This window comes from Flavobacterium sp., assembly GCF_039930565.1.
Taxonomy (GTDB): Bacteria; Bacteroidota; Bacteroidia; order Flavobacteriales; family Flavobacteriaceae; genus Flavobacterium.
The window spans coordinates 1-17899 of the sequence record NZ_JBDTTP010000083.1 but is presented as its reverse complement, the minus strand read 5'-3'; the positions used below and the strand labels follow the sequence as shown (position 1 = coordinate 17899).

Annotated in this window: 13 protein-coding genes; 11 read left to right on the top strand and 2 right to left on the bottom strand. The window is 32.6% G+C overall.

Translation table 11 applies throughout. The annotated features are described in order from the left end of the window. Positions 1-65: 65 nt before the first annotated feature. Positions 66-503, top strand: a complete 438-nt coding sequence (locus tag ABI657_RS16530) for a GNAT family N-acetyltransferase (protein WP_348098374.1) — start codon at positions 66-68, stop codon at positions 501-503. Between the two features lies 1 nt (position 504). After that, positions 505-2091: a L,D-transpeptidase family protein gene (locus tag ABI657_RS16525; protein ID WP_348098373.1), complete on the top strand. Its 1587-nt coding sequence runs from the start codon at positions 505-507 to the stop codon at positions 2089-2091. On the opposite strand, the gene ABI657_RS16520 is transcribed toward ABI657_RS16525, so the two are convergent. Further along, entirely contained in the window at positions 2080-2802 is a 723-nt protein-coding gene (locus ABI657_RS16520; protein ID WP_348098372.1) for a murein L,D-transpeptidase catalytic domain family protein, read from the bottom strand. The genes ABI657_RS16525 and ABI657_RS16520 overlap by 12 nt on opposite strands. A gap of 314 nt (positions 2803-3116) precedes the next feature. Here ABI657_RS16520 and ABI657_RS16515 point away from each other — a divergent pair, with 314 nt between their 5' ends. The 6 genes from ABI657_RS16515 to ABI657_RS16490 all read left to right on the top strand — a co-directional run bounded on the left by ABI657_RS16515 (position 3117) and on the right by ABI657_RS16490 (position 12415). Then, positions 3117-5549, top strand: a complete 2433-nt coding sequence (locus ABI657_RS16515; RefSeq protein ID WP_348098371.1) for a DUF5916 domain-containing protein — start codon at positions 3117-3119, stop codon at positions 5547-5549. 140 nt (positions 5550-5689) lie between these two features. Then, a complete protein-coding gene (gpmI, locus tag ABI657_RS16510; protein WP_348098370.1) occupies positions 5690-7207 on the top strand; it encodes a 2,3-bisphosphoglycerate-independent phosphoglycerate mutase in 1518 nt (505 codons plus the stop codon). Between the two features lie 125 nt (positions 7208-7332). Then, positions 7333-8004 carry a TetR/AcrR family transcriptional regulator gene (locus ABI657_RS16505; protein WP_348098369.1) on the top strand — a complete coding sequence of 224 codons (672 nt, stop codon included), beginning with the start codon at positions 7333-7335 and terminating at the stop codon, positions 8002-8004. Positions 8005-8016: 12 nt separating this feature from the next. Then, positions 8017-9687 carry an ATP-binding cassette domain-containing protein gene (locus tag ABI657_RS16500; protein WP_348098368.1) on the top strand — a complete coding sequence of 557 codons (1671 nt, stop codon included), beginning with the start codon at positions 8017-8019 and terminating at the stop codon, positions 9685-9687. Continuing rightward, positions 9681-11030 carry a biotin/lipoyl-binding protein gene (locus ABI657_RS16495; protein ID WP_348098367.1) on the top strand — a complete coding sequence of 450 codons (1350 nt, stop codon included), beginning with the start codon at positions 9681-9683 and terminating at the stop codon, positions 11028-11030. The genes ABI657_RS16500 and ABI657_RS16495 overlap by 7 nt, the downstream gene beginning before the upstream one ends. Beyond that, positions 11027-12415: a TolC family protein gene (locus ABI657_RS16490; protein WP_348098366.1), complete on the top strand. Its 1389-nt coding sequence runs from the start codon at positions 11027-11029 to the stop codon at positions 12413-12415. The genes ABI657_RS16495 and ABI657_RS16490 overlap by 4 nt, the downstream gene beginning before the upstream one ends. 61 nt (positions 12416-12476) lie before the next feature. Here the strand turns inward: ABI657_RS16490 and ABI657_RS16485 are convergent, their stop codons facing one another. After that, a complete protein-coding gene (locus ABI657_RS16485; protein WP_348098365.1) occupies positions 12477-13733 on the bottom strand; it encodes a DUF445 domain-containing protein in 1257 nt (418 codons plus the stop codon). A gap of 185 nt (positions 13734-13918) precedes the next feature. Between ABI657_RS16485 and map the strand changes: the two genes are divergently transcribed. The 3 genes from map to ABI657_RS16470 form a co-directional block, all read left to right on the top strand. Next, on the top strand, positions 13919-14737 hold the full coding sequence (gene map, locus ABI657_RS16480; protein WP_348098364.1) for a type I methionyl aminopeptidase: 819 nt from the start codon (positions 13919-13921) through the stop codon (positions 14735-14737). Positions 14738-14758: 21 nt separating this feature from the next. Continuing rightward, positions 14759-15532: a methyltransferase domain-containing protein gene (locus tag ABI657_RS16475; RefSeq protein WP_348098363.1), complete on the top strand. Its 774-nt coding sequence runs from the start codon at positions 14759-14761 to the stop codon at positions 15530-15532. A 115-nt stretch (positions 15533-15647) separates the two neighbouring features. Further along, a partial coding sequence (locus tag ABI657_RS16470; protein ID WP_348098362.1) for an SNF2-related protein occupies positions 15648-17899 on the top strand: 2252 nt, incomplete at its 3' end.

Here is a 17899-nt window from a genome sequence, read left to right as displayed (position 1 = left end):
AAATCACTATTTCTAGTAATCTATTTAAAATTAAAATGTTATAGCTTTGTTTTTTTATTTTAAATATGACATTAATCAAGGAAATAGCTTCTCAGGAAACTTTTATTATACGACAACGTGTTCTTAGGAAAGGAAAACCTATTGAAAGTTGTAATTTTGAAGGTGATAATTTAGATACAACTCATCATTTCGGATTATTCGAAAACAAAAATTTAACAGGAATTATTTCATTATTCACTACTTCCAATCCTATCTTTGAAGAAAAAAAACAATGGCAGATTCGTGGAATGGCCGTTTTGGAAGAACATCAAAAAAAAGGGTTTGGAGAAGCTTTGGTGTCTTATTGCGAGACATATTGCATTTCACAAAACGTTCAGCTAATCTGGTTCAATGCAAGAACTGAAGCAGTGAGTTTTTATAAAAAAATGAGATATCAGCCCATTGGCAAGCCTTTTGATATAAAAAATGTCGGCGAACATTTATTAATGTTTAAAAAAATATAAAATGACAAAATTTTACTTTCTTTTATTACTAATTGTTTTTATAAGTTGTAATAAAAAAAATTCTGAAATTTCTGATTCAGATGCAAAAAAAGGCCAGCCGGCTATTATTCTTACTGATGAAAGAATAGTTGAAATAGATACAGTTGTAATAAACTCCTTTAAAAGTAAAACGTTAAAACAATTTTATGGTTCTTCTGAAAACAAAACCGTTTGGGGAAATCTAAAAAAGAGAAAATTTGTTTTATCACAATTGAAAAATTCAGAGGAATTAGGATTAAACCAGGATGATTATAATGTTGTCAAGTTAAACGCATACGAAACAAAAGTTAGCAATTTGGAGGATAAGGAATTAGCTTTTTATGATCTGTTGCTAACTTATAATTTTGAAAAATACTTAAATCACCTAAATAAAGGTAAATTAGACCCTAAAAAATTATATCGGGACTGGGCGTTAAGTGAAAAGACATTTGATGTAAACAAAGCATTAATCAAAAGCTTCAATAATAATAAACTGGATAGCCTTGTTGATCAGATTCAACCAAAGTCTGTGACTTACAAACAATTATTACATGCCCTGAAAATTATAAATGATTTTCCGGAAGACAATATTAAAACTATTGAATTTAGAGAAAAGATTGTATTAAACGACACAAACCCTGCAGTTTTAAATATAAAGAAAAGACTATCATACTGGAAAGACATGACTGGGAAAGACAGTCTAACAAGTATATATGATAAAAAAACATTTGAGTCAGTAAAAAAATTCCAGGCCAGACATGGTTTAATTGCTGATGGGATTATAGGTGCCGGAACAATTAATGCTCTTAACTTTTCTAAAACCAAAAGGAAACAGCAAATTATTGCCAATTTAGAGCGCTGGAGATGGTATCCAAATGAATTTTCAGAAAACTATTTCATTGTTAATATTCCTAATTACAGCCTTAATGTTGTTGAAAATAAAGACACGACAGTTGTTAGAAAAATTGTAGTTGGAACAAACAAACGTAAAACACCTATTTTAACCTCAACGTTAAAATCAATAGTATTCAACCCCACATGGACAGTACCGCCAACCATTTTAAAAGAAGATGTCGTTCCGGCAATGAAACGCAACAGAAATTATTTAAAGAATAAAAGTATCACTATTTATGATGCCAAGGGAAATGAAGTCGACCCGGCAAACTGGAACGAAAACAAACCTCATAGCTATCGTTACGTTCAAACCCCTGGCTATAATAACTCATTGGGACTAGTGAAAATAATGTTCCCTAATAATTATAGTGTGTATCTGCACGATACCAATCATCGTAATTATTTTGAGAGACACAATCGTTCTTTAAGTTCAGGATGCGTTCGGGTAGAAAATCCACTGGAACTAGCACAGCATATTTTGAGTGATTCCAAAAATTGGTCAAAGGAAAAAATTGATGCACTTATTGAAACTAAGAAAACAACCAGCATCAGAATTACCAAAAAATACACTTTATACCAATGGTACTGGACCGCGTGGAGCGAAAAAAATCAATTAATTTTTAGATATGACGTATATGAACTCGATGCTGATTTATATACTAAACTAAGAAATTAAATTTGGTTCCATTGCAAAACTTCTTGAAGGATGATAAATATACAAACAAGATTTGTCTTTAATGGTCTGAATGATTTTGTTGGTTAATTCTACCGGAATAGCAGGGCATCCCTGGCTTCTTCCTAAGCGTTTATGATTTTGAATAAAAGAATCCGACACATAATCTGCTCCGTGTATCACAACAGCTCTCTGACGTGCATTGTCATTAACACCTTTTTCTAAACCATCTAAACGCAAGGATACGCCATGTTTACCCTGATAAATTTCACCAGTGGAATAAAAACCAAGACTGCTTTGATAAGATGAGTTCTTGTTTGAAAATTCAGAGGCAAATTCTTCACCTGTATTTTTCCCATGAGCAACAAGGGATTGAAACAATATGGTGTTAGTCGACAAATCAATCACCCATAATCGTTTTGTGTTTGATGACAAACTAAAATCGATAAGAGTCAGGATATCTTTCTGCACAATTCCTTTCTCTCTTAACAAGTAAAAACCCTTCAAGGCTTCAGAAAAAGTTCTAAGTTCGGGTAATTTAAAATTGTTTGAATTTAATGTGTTATACACACTTTCAATTTTAGCATCAATAGCCACTTTTTCAACACTTGCAATGCTTTTTGAATTTACAATTTCATTTTCGTAGGTATTTTTTGAATCTGTAGCGAATGACAAAAACAAAAATAGCAATGCGGGATAAATCTTATAAATCATTGAATTCGTTTAGGTTAAACTTTTATTTGGGTTTGGCAAATGTATAATTTTTCTCCAATTACAAAAATTTATATCACTAAAAGTGGGTATTTTTGTTTAAACTTTAACAATTGCCTACAGAAAAGGTTAAATTAAACTTACAAATATTTAATTTCGCGGTATTAATTTAACAAAATAGTACTGCATTGATTGTTAGGTATTTAAAAAAAAGAAACCTAAATTTTAAATTTTAAAATACAACTAGCATAACAATTTATAATATAACCGTTTATTAATTTAAATAAAACATTACAAAATATCCATTTATCATAGTTATGAAAAAAAGACTTTTCTTAAGCATAAGTATTGTACTGACCAATTTATTGTGTTCAGCACAAAAAAAAGTTTTGCAAACAAATAAAACTGATGAATATATTTTAATAGATGGAAAACTCGATGAAAACGACTGGAAAACTACACCTGTGGCTTCTAACTTTGTAATGTACAATCCGGATAATGGAAAAGCAATTCCCGAAGCACAAAAGACCGAAGTAAAAATTTTATATGACGATAATGCAATCTATATTGGCGCTGTAATGTATGATAATGGGCCTGATAAGATTTTAAAAGAGATTTCCCAGCGTGATGATTTTGGAACTGCAGATCTTTTTGGCGTTTTTATAAATGGCTTTAATGATGGGCAACAGGATTTTCAATTTTTTGTTTCGGCTGCAGATGTTCAGGGAGACTGCATTATGACAGATGCCAATGGAGAAGATTATTCCTGGGATGCAGTTTGGGAAAGCAAAGCGAGCCTTACTACAGACGGCTGGATTGTTGAAATAAAAATTCCATATGCAGCCCTGCGTTTCTCAAATGAAAACAAGCAAACCTGGGGAATCAATTTTTTTAGGGAAATTAAGCGTCTTCGTTATAAATACACCTGGAATTTAGTTGATTCAAAGCTAGGCACATTTACACAGCAAAGCGGTACCTTAACGGGAATAGAAAATATCAAGCCTCCTACCCGATTGTTTTTGTTGCCTTATTCTTCTTTTTATCTTAATGCAGATGCCAAACAAAAAACATATGGAACATTAAAAGCCGGACTGGATATCAAATACGGAATTAATGATGCTTTTACACTTGATGCGATTTTAATTCCCGATTTCGGACAGGCAAAATACGATGATCAGATTCTAAATTTAGGTCCTTTTGAACAGCAATTTAACGAAAACAGGGCTTTCTTTACCGAAGGAACTGATTTGTTCAGCAAAGGAAATATTTTTTATTCCAGGAGAATTGGTGGATTGCCATCAACTGAGCCCACTTTAAATAAAGATGAAGAACTCATAGAAAATCCCCAAACAGTCAATCTTATTAATGCCTTAAAAATTTCGGGCAGGACAAAAAAAGGTTTGGGAGTGGGCATCTTAAATGCAATTACTGAAAAAACTTTTGCTATAACGAAAGATACTATATCAAACCAAATAAGGCGTCAGGTAACAGAACCATTAGCAAATTACAATGTAATTGTTTTGGACCAGCGCTTTCGAAAAAACTCCTCAGTATCATTTATCAATACCAATGTTACACGAAATCATCATTTTAGAGATGCAAATGTATCCGCTTTAAACTGGGATTTAAATACCAAAGCCAATACTTATAATCTATCCGGAAATTTTAAATACAGTCATATCAACGAAGTTCAGGATAAAGATGGTATTTTCACCTCTTTTAGACTTGCAGAGACAAGTGGAAACTATAGATATAATATAGGCACTGATTTTGTTTCAAAAGATTTTGATTCAAACGATTTAGGGATTATTTTCCTTACTAATTATTATAATTTTAATGGAAATGCCAGTTACAGAATTCTAAATCCGACAAAACATTTCAATAATTTTAAAATCAATTATAATATGTACGCGGAATTTAATAAACAATCTGGTAAAGTACAGGATAATTATCTTGAAGCCAGCATTGATTTAACAACAATAAAAAATCATTATTTTGATTTTGGAATAACTGCTATCCCTTTGGAATCTTATGATTATTATGAGCCCAGAGCTGATAACAAATATGTTATTATACCGAAAAGGCTAGGATTATGGAGCAACCTGTCTACCAACTACAACAATAAATTTGCTCTGGACCTAAACCCTTCGGTTACTTTTGCAGATGAGCCGGGACGTATGTCATATGGTGTGGATGTAGGACCGCGATATAGGTTTAATGATAAACTTTTATTTACTTATAAGTTTAGTTTTTTAAGAAGAAATAACAATAAGGGATATATTGATACGATTGATGATGAAATTCCAGGCAGTCCGGAAACTATTGTATTTGCTAATAGAAATGTAATAACATACTCCAATACTCTGGGAGGAAAATATGCTATTAACAGCAAAATGACCCTTAATCTTGCTGTAAGGCAATATTGGTCTTATGCAGAAAACAAGAATAGCTTTCAACTTAATAATGACGGAACATTAATTCCTTTTCCTGAATATAGTGAAAACAAAAATTCAAGCTTTTATTCCTGGAATACTGATTTATCTTATTCCTGGTGGTTTGCCCCGGGAAGCCAGATTTCTGCATTATACAGAAACAATGGTTCTAATTTCGAACGTATTATTAATAAGGAATTTGACCACAATCTGACTAAGTTATTGAATAATGACACCTTAAAGCACATTTTTTCAATAAGTATCAAATATTTTATTGACTATAATGGTGTCAAAAATAAGATTAAAAATAAGGCATAGTATGCATTAATTTTAAAAAACAAAGGCTTCTGTAATTAAATTATGATTTTTGAATAGTCTTCATTTTATAAAACATAATTATAATGAAGCTTCCTTGCAAATTTTATAAATGGTTTATCTTTGCCAAAAACTAAAAATCAATGAATAAGAAAGTAATACTAATGATTTTAGATGGCTGGGGAAAATCACCTGACCCTAAAGTATCTGCAATCGACAACGCAAACGTACCTTTTATAAACAGCCTGTATCAAAATTATCCAAGTGCCCAACTTCGAACTGATGGTTTAAACGTTGGGTTGCCTGAAGGACAAATGGGAAACAGCGAAGTGGGTCATATGAATCTTGGCGCAGGAAGAATCGTTTACCAGGATTTAGCCAAAATAAATTTAGCTGTAGCACATAAAACATTTGCTAAAGAACAAGTACTTATTGATGCTTTTACTTATGCTAAAGACAATAATAAAAAAGTACATTTTCTTGGATTAGTTTCTGATGGTGGTGTACACTCCCATACTTCACATTTACGTGGACTGATAGATGCCTCTCAGGAATACGGTCTTGATAATGTTTTTATTCATGCATTTACTGACGGTAGGGACGTTGACCCTAAATCCGGAGCAAAATACATTGAAGATCTTGAAGAATATATTAAAGATACTCCTGTAAAAATTGCATCTATCATTGGGCGTTACTATGCAATGGATCGTGATAAACGTTGGGAACGCGTAAAATTAGCCTATGATTTGGTTGTAAACGGAATTGGTACCCCATCTACAAATAGTGTTGCGAGCATTCTGAATAGTTATGACAATGGCGTTACAGATGAATTTATTGCTCCTATTGTAATGGTAGAGGAACATCAAAAGCCTCTTGCAACAATTGTGGAAGGTGATGTGGTTATTTTCTTCAATTTCAGAACTGACAGAGGCCGTGAACTTACAGAGGCTCTTTCGCAACAGGATTTTCATGAGCAAAACATGCACAAATTAAACCTGTATTACGTAACTCTTACCAATTACGATGAGACTTATCTTAATGTAAAAGTAGTTTACAACAAAGATAACATTACGGAAACTCTGGGCGAAGTCCTGGAAAAAGCAGGTAAAAAACAAATTCGTATTGCTGAAACCGAAAAATACCCACATGTTACCTTTTTCTTTTCCGGTGGAAGAGAATTACCTTTTGAAGGCGAAACAAGACTTTTAAGAAACTCTCCTAAAGTAGCCACTTACGATTTAAAACCAGAAATGAGTGCTTTTGAACTTACAGCTGCCCTCGTTCCGGAATTGTACAAACGTGAAGTTGATTTTGTTTGCCTCAATTTCGCGAATGGCGATATGGTTGGTCATACCGGAATTATGAGTGCCGCAATTTTGGCATGCGAAGCGGTTGATGTATGTGTAAAAGAAGTAATTGAAGCTGCTCTTGCGAATGATTATACTACTATTGTAATTGCAGATCACGGAAACTGCGAAACCATGATTAATCCTGACGGAAGTCCAAATACGGCTCACACAACCAATCCGGTGCCGATTATTTTAGTTGATAAGGATTTGAAGCATATTCAAAATGGCGTTCTCGGAGACATTGCACCAACTATTTTACAGCTAATGGGAGTGGAACAACCTGCTGCAATGACCTGTCATTCATTATTATAGAAAACCACTTTTTTGCTATTTAGAAACTGCTCTTTCCACTAAGAGCAGTTTTTTTTTGCTTAAATAAAAGTTAAAATTTTCATTATAATAGTAATACTATTATATTTGCATTTAAAATAATTTTTATGGATATAATGCTATCAAATTTAAAAATACAAGTAAATGAAAAGATCTATGTCAAAGATCCGGAAACATCTGCTCTTGGAAAAAAAATACTCGAACAAAGTATTCTTCTAATTGACGATATTGGTTTTGATAATTTTACATTTAAAAAATTAGGAAAAAAAATAGACTCTAATGAAAGTTCTATTTACCGCTATTTTGAAAATAAACACAAACTACTGGTTTACTTATCTTCATGGTATTGGAGCTGGATGGAATATAAACTCGTTTTTAACACCACCAACATCACAGATAAAAAAGAAAAACTAAAAAAAGCCATTACTATCGTTACCGAAAAGATAACAGATGATGCAGCTACGGAACATATTAACGAAGCAATTTTGAATAAAATAATAATTGCAGAATTTACAAAAACACTGCACACTAAAGAAGTTGATCAGGAAAACAAAGAAGGTTTTTTTTTAATATACAAAAGGGTTATTAATCGGATTGTTTTGATTGTTAAGGAAGTAAATCCAGAATACCCGTTTGCTAAATCATTAGTTTCAACTATTGTTGAGGGGAGTTTACACCAACACTTCCTAACAGATCATTTAAAAACAATTACGGATTGTAATGAAACTGTTACAACAACCCAATTTTACTTCAATCTTGCAGAAAACGCCTTACGCTAATTATAGAATGATATGACACCACTAAAAAGATTTTACAATTTACTTAAACTGGATAAAAAAGATATTTATCAAATCTTTTTCTACGCTATTTTTGCCGGATTAATCAGTTTGTCACTTCCTTTAGGTATTCAGGCCATCATTACTTTTATACAATCTGGAAGAGTAAGTGCATCTTGGATTGTACTAATAATACTTGTTGTTGCTGGTGTTGGACTAGTTGGCGTTTTATCTTTGATGCAATTGCGAATTACAGAAAACCTGCAGCAAAAAATATTTGTACGTTCTTCCTTTGAGTTTGCGGGTCGCTTGCCAAAAATAAAATTGGTCGAATTATATGGTATTTATCTGCCGGAATTAACAAACCGTTTTTTTGACACTATGGCCATTCAAAAAGGAACTTCAAAATTACTAATCGATTTTTCGGCTGCTTTACTGCAAATTACCTTCGGAATTATATTATTGTCATTGTACCATCCTTATTTCATCGTTTTTGGTCTTTTATTGTTCCTGCTTCTATACTTTATTTTCAAATTTTCGTACCAGCCAAGTTTAGAAACCAGCTTAAAAGAATCCAAATTCAAATATAAAGTTGCAGGCTGGCTGCAGGAAATGGCCCGCAATAATTTTAGTTTCAGGAATGAATTAAACCATGATTTTGCACTTCAAAAAAACAATTCTTTAGTAACTGACTATATCAACTATCGGGAAAAACATTTCAATGTCATCAAAAGGCAATTTACCCAGTTAATCATTTTTAAAATTATAATTACAGCGGGTTTATTGTCTATCGGAGGATATTTGGTCCTTAGTCAGGAAATGAATATTGGGCAGTTTGTGGCTGCAGAAATAATCATTTTATTAGTAATTAATTCTGTTGAAAAAATCATCCTTGGCCTTGAGAGTTTTTATGACGTTTTAACCTCTGTCGAAAAAATAGGCCAGGTAACTGATTTAGAACTAGAAGAAAACACGGATATACAAAACGAAATTTGCTATAACAACATCACTTTAGAAACTGAAAATTTAAAATTTAAGTTTCCGGATTCTCCAACCGATACGTTAGATTCTATCACTCTTAAAATAGAACAAGGTGAAAAAATTGTAATCGGAGGCGAGAATGGATCGGGAAAAACTACGCTTATTCGGTTATTATCTGGTTTATTAAAACAAAATTCTGGTGCTTTTTATATCAACGATGATACTTTTAGAAAAATAAGTTTAAAACAATATCGATCACAAATCGGAAGTATTATTCATAATGAAACACCATTTGAAGGAACTATTTTAGAAAATATCACTTTTAACGACCCAACAATAAGTTCTGAAGATTTAAAATGGGCTCTTGATGGAGTTCAGCTAAGTCGGTATATAAAATTATTGCCAAAAGGTCTAGAAACACATATTTATCCTGAAGGAAAACAATTATCTTCTTCTAATGCTCAAAAAATTCTGCTGGCCCGAAGTATTATTCATAAACCAAAAGTGCTTTTTTATGAAGACCCGACAGACACAATGGATGAAAATGCTGCCAATGACATTATTGATTTTATCACTTCTGATAAAAACAAATGGACCATTATTGTTTCCTCTAAAAATCCATATTGGAAAACAAAAGCGACACGAAAAATAACAATGAAAAACGGCATTATATTACTTGATCAAAAAAACAATACGTCATGCTAAACATATCTGACAATAAAACAAAATTACAACCACTTGATCGCTATGAAACTGTAAAAAACCTAACCAACAGGCCCCATTATAAATTTTTAAATAAAATGATAATAGGGACATCCATCTTAGGAATAGTTGCCCTTTTCCTGCCGTGGACACAGAACATCTCCGGATCTGGATCTGTAACAACTTTAAAACCTAACCAAAGGCCACAATCTATACAGAGTGTTATTTCGGGTAGAATTGAAAAATGGTACGTGCAAGAAGGCGACTTTGTAAAAAAAGGAGATACCATTTTGTTTATTTCTGAAATAAAAGAGGATTACATGGACCCCAATCTGGTTGCAAATACCAAAAATCAGGTAGATGCAAAAAAAAATTCGCTGGAATCTTATGATGATAAGGTAAATACGCTTTCGACTCAAATTCAGTCGATCGAAAACGAAAAAATACTGAAACTCGAGCAAGCACGAAACAAAGTCAAACAATCTGTATTAAAAATAAAAAGCGACAGTATGGATCTTGTGGCTGCAAAAACACAATTGAGAATTGCGAACACACAATACAACCGTTCTTTACAACTGAATAAAGAAGGTTTAAAACCGCTGACTGATGTCGAAGAAAAACGCTTGAAATTACAAGATGTTGATACCAAAATTATTACACAGGAAAACAAATATCTCACAAGTAAAAATGAATTTATTAATGCACAGGTGGAGATCAACCGAATTGGAGCCGAATATGCTGAAAAAATATCCAAAGCCAAAAGCGATCAGTTTACCACCCTGAGCAATAAATTTGACACAGAAGCTCAGGTGAGTAAATTAGAAAATCAATACGCCAATTATAGTTTACGTAACGGAATGTACTACATCAAAGCGGCTCAGAGTGGTTATATTAACAGAGCATTGCAGGCAGGTTTGGGCGAAACCATAAAAGAAGGAACACCAATTGTAACCATTATGCCGTCTCAGTATGACATTGCTGTAGAAACTTTTATCAACCCTATTGATTTGCCTCTGATTAAAAAAGGAGAAAAAATACGAATTTGGTTTGACGGTTGGCCTACTATTGTATTTTCAGGATGGCCTGATATTTCGTATGGAACTTTTGGAGGAAAAGTTGTTGCTATCGAAAATTTTATAAGTGAAAATGGTAAATACAGAATCTTAATTGCCCCGGATCCAAACGAAGCACATTGGCCCAAACAATTGAGTATTGGCTCAGGAGCTCAAACAATTGCGCTATTAGATACGGTACCAATTTGGTTTGAAATTTGGAGAACTTTAAACGGATTTCCTCCTAATTATTATAAAAGTGGACAAAAAGTAACTAAAGAAAAAAAACAATGAAACTAATATCTATAGCTTTTGTTTTTTTTGCTTGTACCGCTTTTGGCCAGCAATCCGTTTCTAAAGAACTTACCTACAATGAATTTCTTGGGTATGTAAAAAAATACCATCCTTTGGTTAAAAATGCAAATTTAGAAATAAGTAAAGCACAGGCCAATTTGATGATGGCCCGAGGCGGTTTTGACCCCAAAATTGAAGTTGATTTCAGTCAAAAACAATTTAAGGATAAAGAATATTATTCTATTCTAAACAGTAGTTTTAAAATACCAACCTGGTACGGAATTGAGTTAAAGGCAGGTTTTGATAATAACGAAGGGGTTTATCTTAATCCGGAAAACACAACTCCAAATCAGGGATTAACGTCGTTTGGAATCAGCGTCCCTATTGCTCAGGGATTATTAATCAATCAGAGAATGGCTGATGTTCGAAAAGCTAAAATTCAGCTTAAACTAAGCGATTCGGAGAGAAAATTGCAAGCGGTAAGCGTTTTGTACGATGCTTCTATTGCTTATTTTAACTGGAAAAAGAATTTCGAAGAAATGAAGCTTTACGAAACCTACAACAAAAATGCAGAAATACGTTTAGAAGGAATAAAATCCTTGATTATGCAAGGGGACAAACCTGCAATAGATAGTGTTGAAGCTGGAATAATAGTAAAAAACAGAGCCTTAAGTCTTGAAGATTCTAAATTAAAACTAGCTAAAGCAAAACTAGAATTATCTAATTTTATGTGGATGGACAATAACATTCCGCTAGAGATTTCCGAAGAACTCATTCCAGAAACTGCGCTTGAAGCTACATTACAGGAAACTTTAAAAACAAACGATTTGTTACAAAATGATTTTACTCTGGAAAAACATCCAAAATTAAATGCCTTGCAAAATAAAATTGACATATTGAATGTAGAAAAAGATCTGAAGCAAAACATGCTTTTGCCTAAAATTAATGTGGGATACACCTATTTGTCAGAGCCAGGCTATATAGACAATTATCGCTTTGAGGATTATAAAATTGGATTAGAACTTTACTTTCCCTTATTTTTAAGAAAAGAACGGGGTAGTTGGAAATTAGCAAAATACAAAGTTCAGGAAAGCCAATTTGCTTTGGCCTTAGAGAAAACTCAGCTTACCAATAAAATAAATGCACAAAAAACTGAAATCAATTCGCTCATAAAACAAAAAAAATTAGCAAAAGATCTGGTAGAAAATAATCTTACCATGTTAAACTCAGAGGAACGTCTATTTTCTTTTGGAGAAAGTTCTTTGTTTTTAATCAATACGCGTGAGAACAATCTTGTAAGTGCAAAACTAGCTTCTATTGCGATCGAAAACAGATTTTACATGTCAAATTCGGAACTTTTTAAAATTATGGCAAATCCTGATTAAATTTTAATTTTAGAGTTTTAAGTTAGTAAATAGGTTCATTTAACTTATATGACCTTCGTAATTAAAATAAAAAGTAATGATACATTGCCTCAAAAGCATAAATTACGAGTCCGATAAGCCCTCCAACCAAAGTTCCGTTGATTCTGATGTACTGAAGATCTTTTCCAATTTCTAATTCCAGTTTTTCAGAAACTTCCTTACCATCCCAGCTTTTTACAGTAGAAGAAATCAGGTCTCCAATTACTTTCTTATTATTCAAAAGTACAGTAAGTAAATCATACTTGATAAAATTATTGATCTTATTCAACATTATCGGATCTTCCTGGATTCCGTTTCCAAAAAGCTGAATCAAATCAGCAATATTATTTTTAATTGAAGATGCATCTCCCTTTTCCAAATCATTTGTTATCGACAATTTGATTTCATCCCAAATTCCATTAATATAATCCTGAACTTCTTTTTTTCCTGTAAAACCAAGAATGATATCATTGATTTTGATTCTCATTTCTTCTGAGTTTTTCACTTTATCCAAAAAATCATGAATGTATTCATCTATTTTAAATCGGATTTCGCTTTGTGGATTTTTTGCTTCATCCAAAAACTCCTGTAAACCGTTAAAAACACCTTCTGAAATGCTTTTGTCGGCCAGACCGAAACTCAAAAAAGGAGTAGACTGTTTTACTTTTTTCCGGATCAGCTCTTTATTATTGCTCAACTCCGTACTCATGACTCCGAGAATATTGGTAAGGAATTCATCTTTTACATTTCCTTTCTGCAAAGGTTGCAATGCCAGCGCTACCCAATCCCCAAAATTAATGGCTTCTAATTTTTCTTTGAACTGAACCTGAATAAATCTTTTTATATCTTCATCTTTTATGGTTTTTAAGATTCCCGGAATAATATTTAAAGCTATTGCATTGGCAATTTTATTGGCGTTTTCTTTTTGTGAAAGCCAATCAGAAGCTTTGGTAGCAAAATTGAATTCATCTAACTTAATTTCTAATTTTTCACGATTCAAAAATTCTTCAGAAACAAAACTTCCCAAATTTTCTCCAATCTCATTTTTTTTGACCGGTATAATAGCCGTATGCCAAATCGGAATTCCTAACGGATGGCGAAACAAAGCTACAACTGCAAACCAATCGGCAATCCCGCCTACCATTGCTGCTTCGCTGAAAGCCTGTAATATTGGAATTTTAAAATAAATTGCGATTATAAACAAAACTACCGCAGCACCCAAAAGCATTGAAGCATTTCGCTTCATCTTCTTTAAAGCTTTTATTTTAGACAGTGTTTCCTGATCAATTGAGGTTTCCATTTTTGATATGTTTTATTACTAATTTAAGGCTTTTTCCTGAGATATGAAACCAAAACATCTTTCATATTAGACAGAACAATTGTTAATCATTCAAAAGTTGAAATTATCGGGACAATTAATTTCAAAATCAACTTTAAAAAAATAATATTAAAATCGTACTTTTGCGAACTGAAAATCTGAAAAACATGATTATCCAAAAAAGCCGTGAGGAAATTGAATTAATGCGCGAAAGCGCTTTGATCGTATCTAAAACATTAGGAATGATTGCTTCTGAAATCAAAGAAGGAGTTACCACATTATATCTTGACAAATTAGCCGAGGAATTCATTCGTGACCACGGCGCTGTTCCTAGTTTTTTGGGATTGTATGATTTCCCAAATTCGCTTTGCATGAGTCCGAACGCCCAGGTTGTACATGGAATTCCGAATAATACACCTTTACGAAATGGAGATGTTATTTCTGTAGATTGCGGTGCATTCAAAAATGGATATCATGGTGATCATGCTTATAGTTTTGAAATTGGTGAAGTTGCTCCCGAAACCAAAAAACTTTTGCAGGTAACCAAAGAATCGCTGTATGTTGGAATCAGGGAGTTTAAAGCCGGAAATCGCGTAGAAGATGTTGGAAATGCGATTCAAAAATATACTGAAGGACATGGATATGGAGTTGTTCGTGAATTGGTTGGACATGGCTTAGGGAAAAAAATGCACGAAGCTCCTGAAATGCCAAACTATGGTAAAAAAGGCAGAGGAAAACTTTTTGTGGAAGGAATGGTAGTTGCCATTGAGCCTATGATTAACATGGGAACAAAAAACATCAAACAACTAAAAGACGGCTGGACAATCCTGACAGCAGACGGGAAACCAAGTGCCCATTTTGAACATGATGTAGCTTTGATTGATGGAAAACCGGAAATTTTATCTACTTTCTATTATATATACAAAGCTTTGGGAATTGAAAGTACCGAAGAAGATGAATTCAGAAAAGTGCCTTTAGTACTATAATTACAATCCCTAATCTTACCTGTGAAAAAACTATTTAAATTAGTACTTAATACAATCCCCCGCCCCTTATTAATTCGTTTGAGTTATGTAGCGCGTCCTATTTTAGCCTTATCCTTAAAAGGAGACAAATTTACTGATCCGATTGATGGAAAAAGTTTTAAATCGTTTTTACCTTATGGATATGGGAAGCAACGTAACAATGTGCTTTCACCAAGTACGCTTTCATTAGAAAGACATCGTTTGCTTTGGTTATATTTAAATGATCAGACTGATTTTTTTACAGCACCAAAAAAAGTACTTCACTTTGCTCCGGAACAAGCATTTTATAAATTATTCCGCAAGCAAAAAAACTTAGATTATACAACAACCGATTTATTTTCGCCTTTGGCAGATGTAAAAGCAGATATCTGTAACTTACCTTTTAAAGACAATGAATATGATGTAATTTTATGTAATCACGTTTTAGAACATATTCCGGATGACACAAAAGCGATGCAGGAATTATTTCGCGTTTTAAAACCAGGCGGAATGGCGATTCTTCAAATACCTCAGGATTTATCCAGAGAAATAACTTTTGCAGATGACTCGATTACAGACCAAAAAGAACGTGCTAAAATATTCGGTCAATATGATCACGTACGTATTTATGGTCGTGATTATTTTGATAAATTAAGGAGTATCGGATTTATCGTTATCGAAGAAGATTATACTAATAAAATTGCGCCTGAATTGGTTGAAAAATATTGTCTGGCAAAAGGCGAAATTATTCCGCTTTGCTTTAAGCCAGAAAACTAAACCGTTTTTAGCCTATAAATAAGTTCATCTAAAAAGTTTTCAAAATAGTAATAATTTGAAAACTTTTTTATTTTTAGATAATTTCCCAAATTACAACCTAACCAAATCTCTAATCTTGGAAACTTCAAAATCATTTCAATTTTGTTTTGACATCAGTTTTGAAAAAAATCTGAATACTTATATTCCAACATCATATATTGTTGACAATACTGATGAAATCAACTATCTGAGCAAAAAAGCAAGCAAAGATGTACTTGAAGGTTTTGGAATTGTTTTTGAAAATTTAGATTCCAATACCAAAAAAATACTGACAGCCTGTGAATCTTTAAAACCTGAATTTATTTTCAGGAAATTCAGCGCCAAAATCAAATCGGCTAAAACTATTGCCGATCTGCAAAAAGATCCCAAAATTGATTTTGCAATTCGTCAGCATTTAAAATTCAATTTAAGTTCCTTTTACGATTTAATTGTAAAGGAACAATTTCCTTTATCTTTGGATTTGGGACCTGAGAAAGACTTTTATCGATCCAGAGTTAATATCGATTCTCGTGATTTTCAACCTCAAATTCAATTTGCTAAACATTCAGAAGGCATTACGTATACCCTTTCTTTAAAAGAAAATAAAACTACTTTTTTACCAATGAACAGTAGTATCGATATTCTTTTGGATGAGCCGGGATGGTTAATTATTGACAAAAAATTAGGGCATCTAAAAGAGCTTAATTCTAAAAAACTGACCCCATTTCTAAAGAAAAAATCAATTGAAATCCCTTTAAAATTAGTTGATACTTATTTTAAAAGTTTTATTCCCGAAATAGCCAAAAAAATTGATATTGAAGCCACTGGTTTTGAAATGGAACTTCGTGATCAAATAATTTCGAGTACGATTCAGCCTGTTTATGATTTATTTAAAAATTGTTATTACCTCAATCTTTATTTCGATTACAACGGTTATTTATTTGATGCCGGTAAAACTAAAAAAACACATTCTTTTGTTGATTTTAGTATTGTTAATGAACCCAAAATAATTCAGTTTAAAAGAAGTGCCGTCGAAATTTTATATACAAAAAAATTACTTGAAATTGGCTTAGTAAAAATCAAAAATGAGCTGTTTGGGGTGGATACAGATTTAGAAGCTAATGATCCTTATATCAATATTCAACTAATTATTGACAATAAGGAAAAGCTTGAAAGTTTAGGATTTACAATCCAAAATCTGAAACTTGAAAGCAAAGAAATCATTACAGAAAACCATACTATTTCGGTCTCAAAACAAACAACCGGCGATTGGTTTGATATTAAAATTATCATTACTATTGGAAATCACACCATCAATTTCAGTGAAATTATTCCCAATATAAAAAGCAAGGAAAGACTTTTTATGCTGCCTGACGGAAACTACTTTTTGATTCCGTTAGAATGGTTCAGCAAATATGGTTCGCTGGCAAAATTGGCAATAACACAAAACGGCGCCTTACTTCTGCGTAAAAGCAATTTTATAGCTGTTGACGGGATTTCAGAAATTAAAAATGAGGTAATTTCTCAAGCTGAATATAATACATCTGATTTACTAAAAGCAACTTTAAGACCCTATCAAATCGATGGCGTAAAATGGCTATTGAGTCATTTTAATTCAAATTTAGGCGCTTGTCTTGCAGATGATATGGGACTCGGAAAGACATTACAGACTTTAGCCCTTTTGGTTGCTGTACAGGAACAGTTAGGTTTTACCACTAAAACCACCAATTTTGATTTATTTGCAAATGAAACGACTATTGAAAGAGAACCGTTAAAAGCCCTGGTCGTTTTACCATCTTCATTGGTTTTTAACTGGTACAACGAAACTGCAAAATTCACACCGCACTTTTCAAAAATGCAATATATTGGTCATGACAGAAAATTATTAGTGAGCAAATTAGCCTCAACAGATTTAATTTTTACCAGCTACAGCATTGTTCAACGTGATATTTCAATTTTAGAAAAATATGATTTCAGATATTTGATTTTGGATGAAAGCCAATATATTAAAAATAAAAATTCTAAGATTTTTAAAGCTATCATTAAAATAAATACGGGACATAAAATAGCACTAAGCGGTACACCGATCGAAAATTCGCTGGACGATTTATGGTCGCAGATGCAGTTTATAAATCCGGATATTTTAGGTACTTATAATTTTTTCGCAGAGAATTTTAAAATTCCGATTGAAAAAAAGCAGGAGGAACATATTTTATCTGAATTGAAAAATCTCGTTCAGCCTTATATTTTAAGAAGAACGAAAGAACAGGTGTTAAAGGATTTGCCGGAATTGACGGAGCAGATTTATTATTGCGATATGGATCCTGAACAGGAAAAATTATACGAAAA

What these genes read in the sequence shown, in the direction of transcription:
- ABI657_RS16485 (WP_348098365.1), bottom strand. Translation starts at nt 13,733, where the DNA reads ATGGAAACCTCAATTGATCAGGAAACACTGTCTAAAATAAAAGCTTTA.
- ABI657_RS16515 (WP_348098371.1), top strand. Translation starts at nt 3,117, where the DNA reads ATGAAAAAAAGACTTTTCTTAAGCATAAGTATTGTACTGACCAATTTA.
- ABI657_RS16500 (WP_348098368.1), top strand. Translation starts at nt 8,017, where the DNA reads ATGACACCACTAAAAAGATTTTACAATTTACTTAAACTGGATAAAAAA.
- ABI657_RS16495 (WP_348098367.1), top strand. Translation starts at nt 9,681, where the DNA reads ATGCTAAACATATCTGACAATAAAACAAAATTACAACCACTTGATCGC.
- ABI657_RS16520 (WP_348098372.1), bottom strand. Translation starts at nt 2,802, where the DNA reads ATGATTTATAAGATTTATCCCGCATTGCTATTTTTGTTTTTGTCATTC.
- map (WP_348098364.1), top strand. Translation starts at nt 13,919, where the DNA reads ATGATTATCCAAAAAAGCCGTGAGGAAATTGAATTAATGCGCGAAAGC.
- ABI657_RS16505 (WP_348098369.1), top strand. Translation starts at nt 7,333, where the DNA reads ATGGATATAATGCTATCAAATTTAAAAATACAAGTAAATGAAAAGATC.
- ABI657_RS16525 (WP_348098373.1), top strand. Translation starts at nt 505, where the DNA reads ATGACAAAATTTTACTTTCTTTTATTACTAATTGTTTTTATAAGTTGT.
- gpmI (WP_348098370.1), top strand. Translation starts at nt 5,690, where the DNA reads ATGAATAAGAAAGTAATACTAATGATTTTAGATGGCTGGGGAAAATCA.
- ABI657_RS16490 (WP_348098366.1), top strand. Translation starts at nt 11,027, where the DNA reads ATGAAACTAATATCTATAGCTTTTGTTTTTTTTGCTTGTACCGCTTTT.
- ABI657_RS16530 (WP_348098374.1), top strand. Translation starts at nt 66, where the DNA reads ATGACATTAATCAAGGAAATAGCTTCTCAGGAAACTTTTATTATACGA.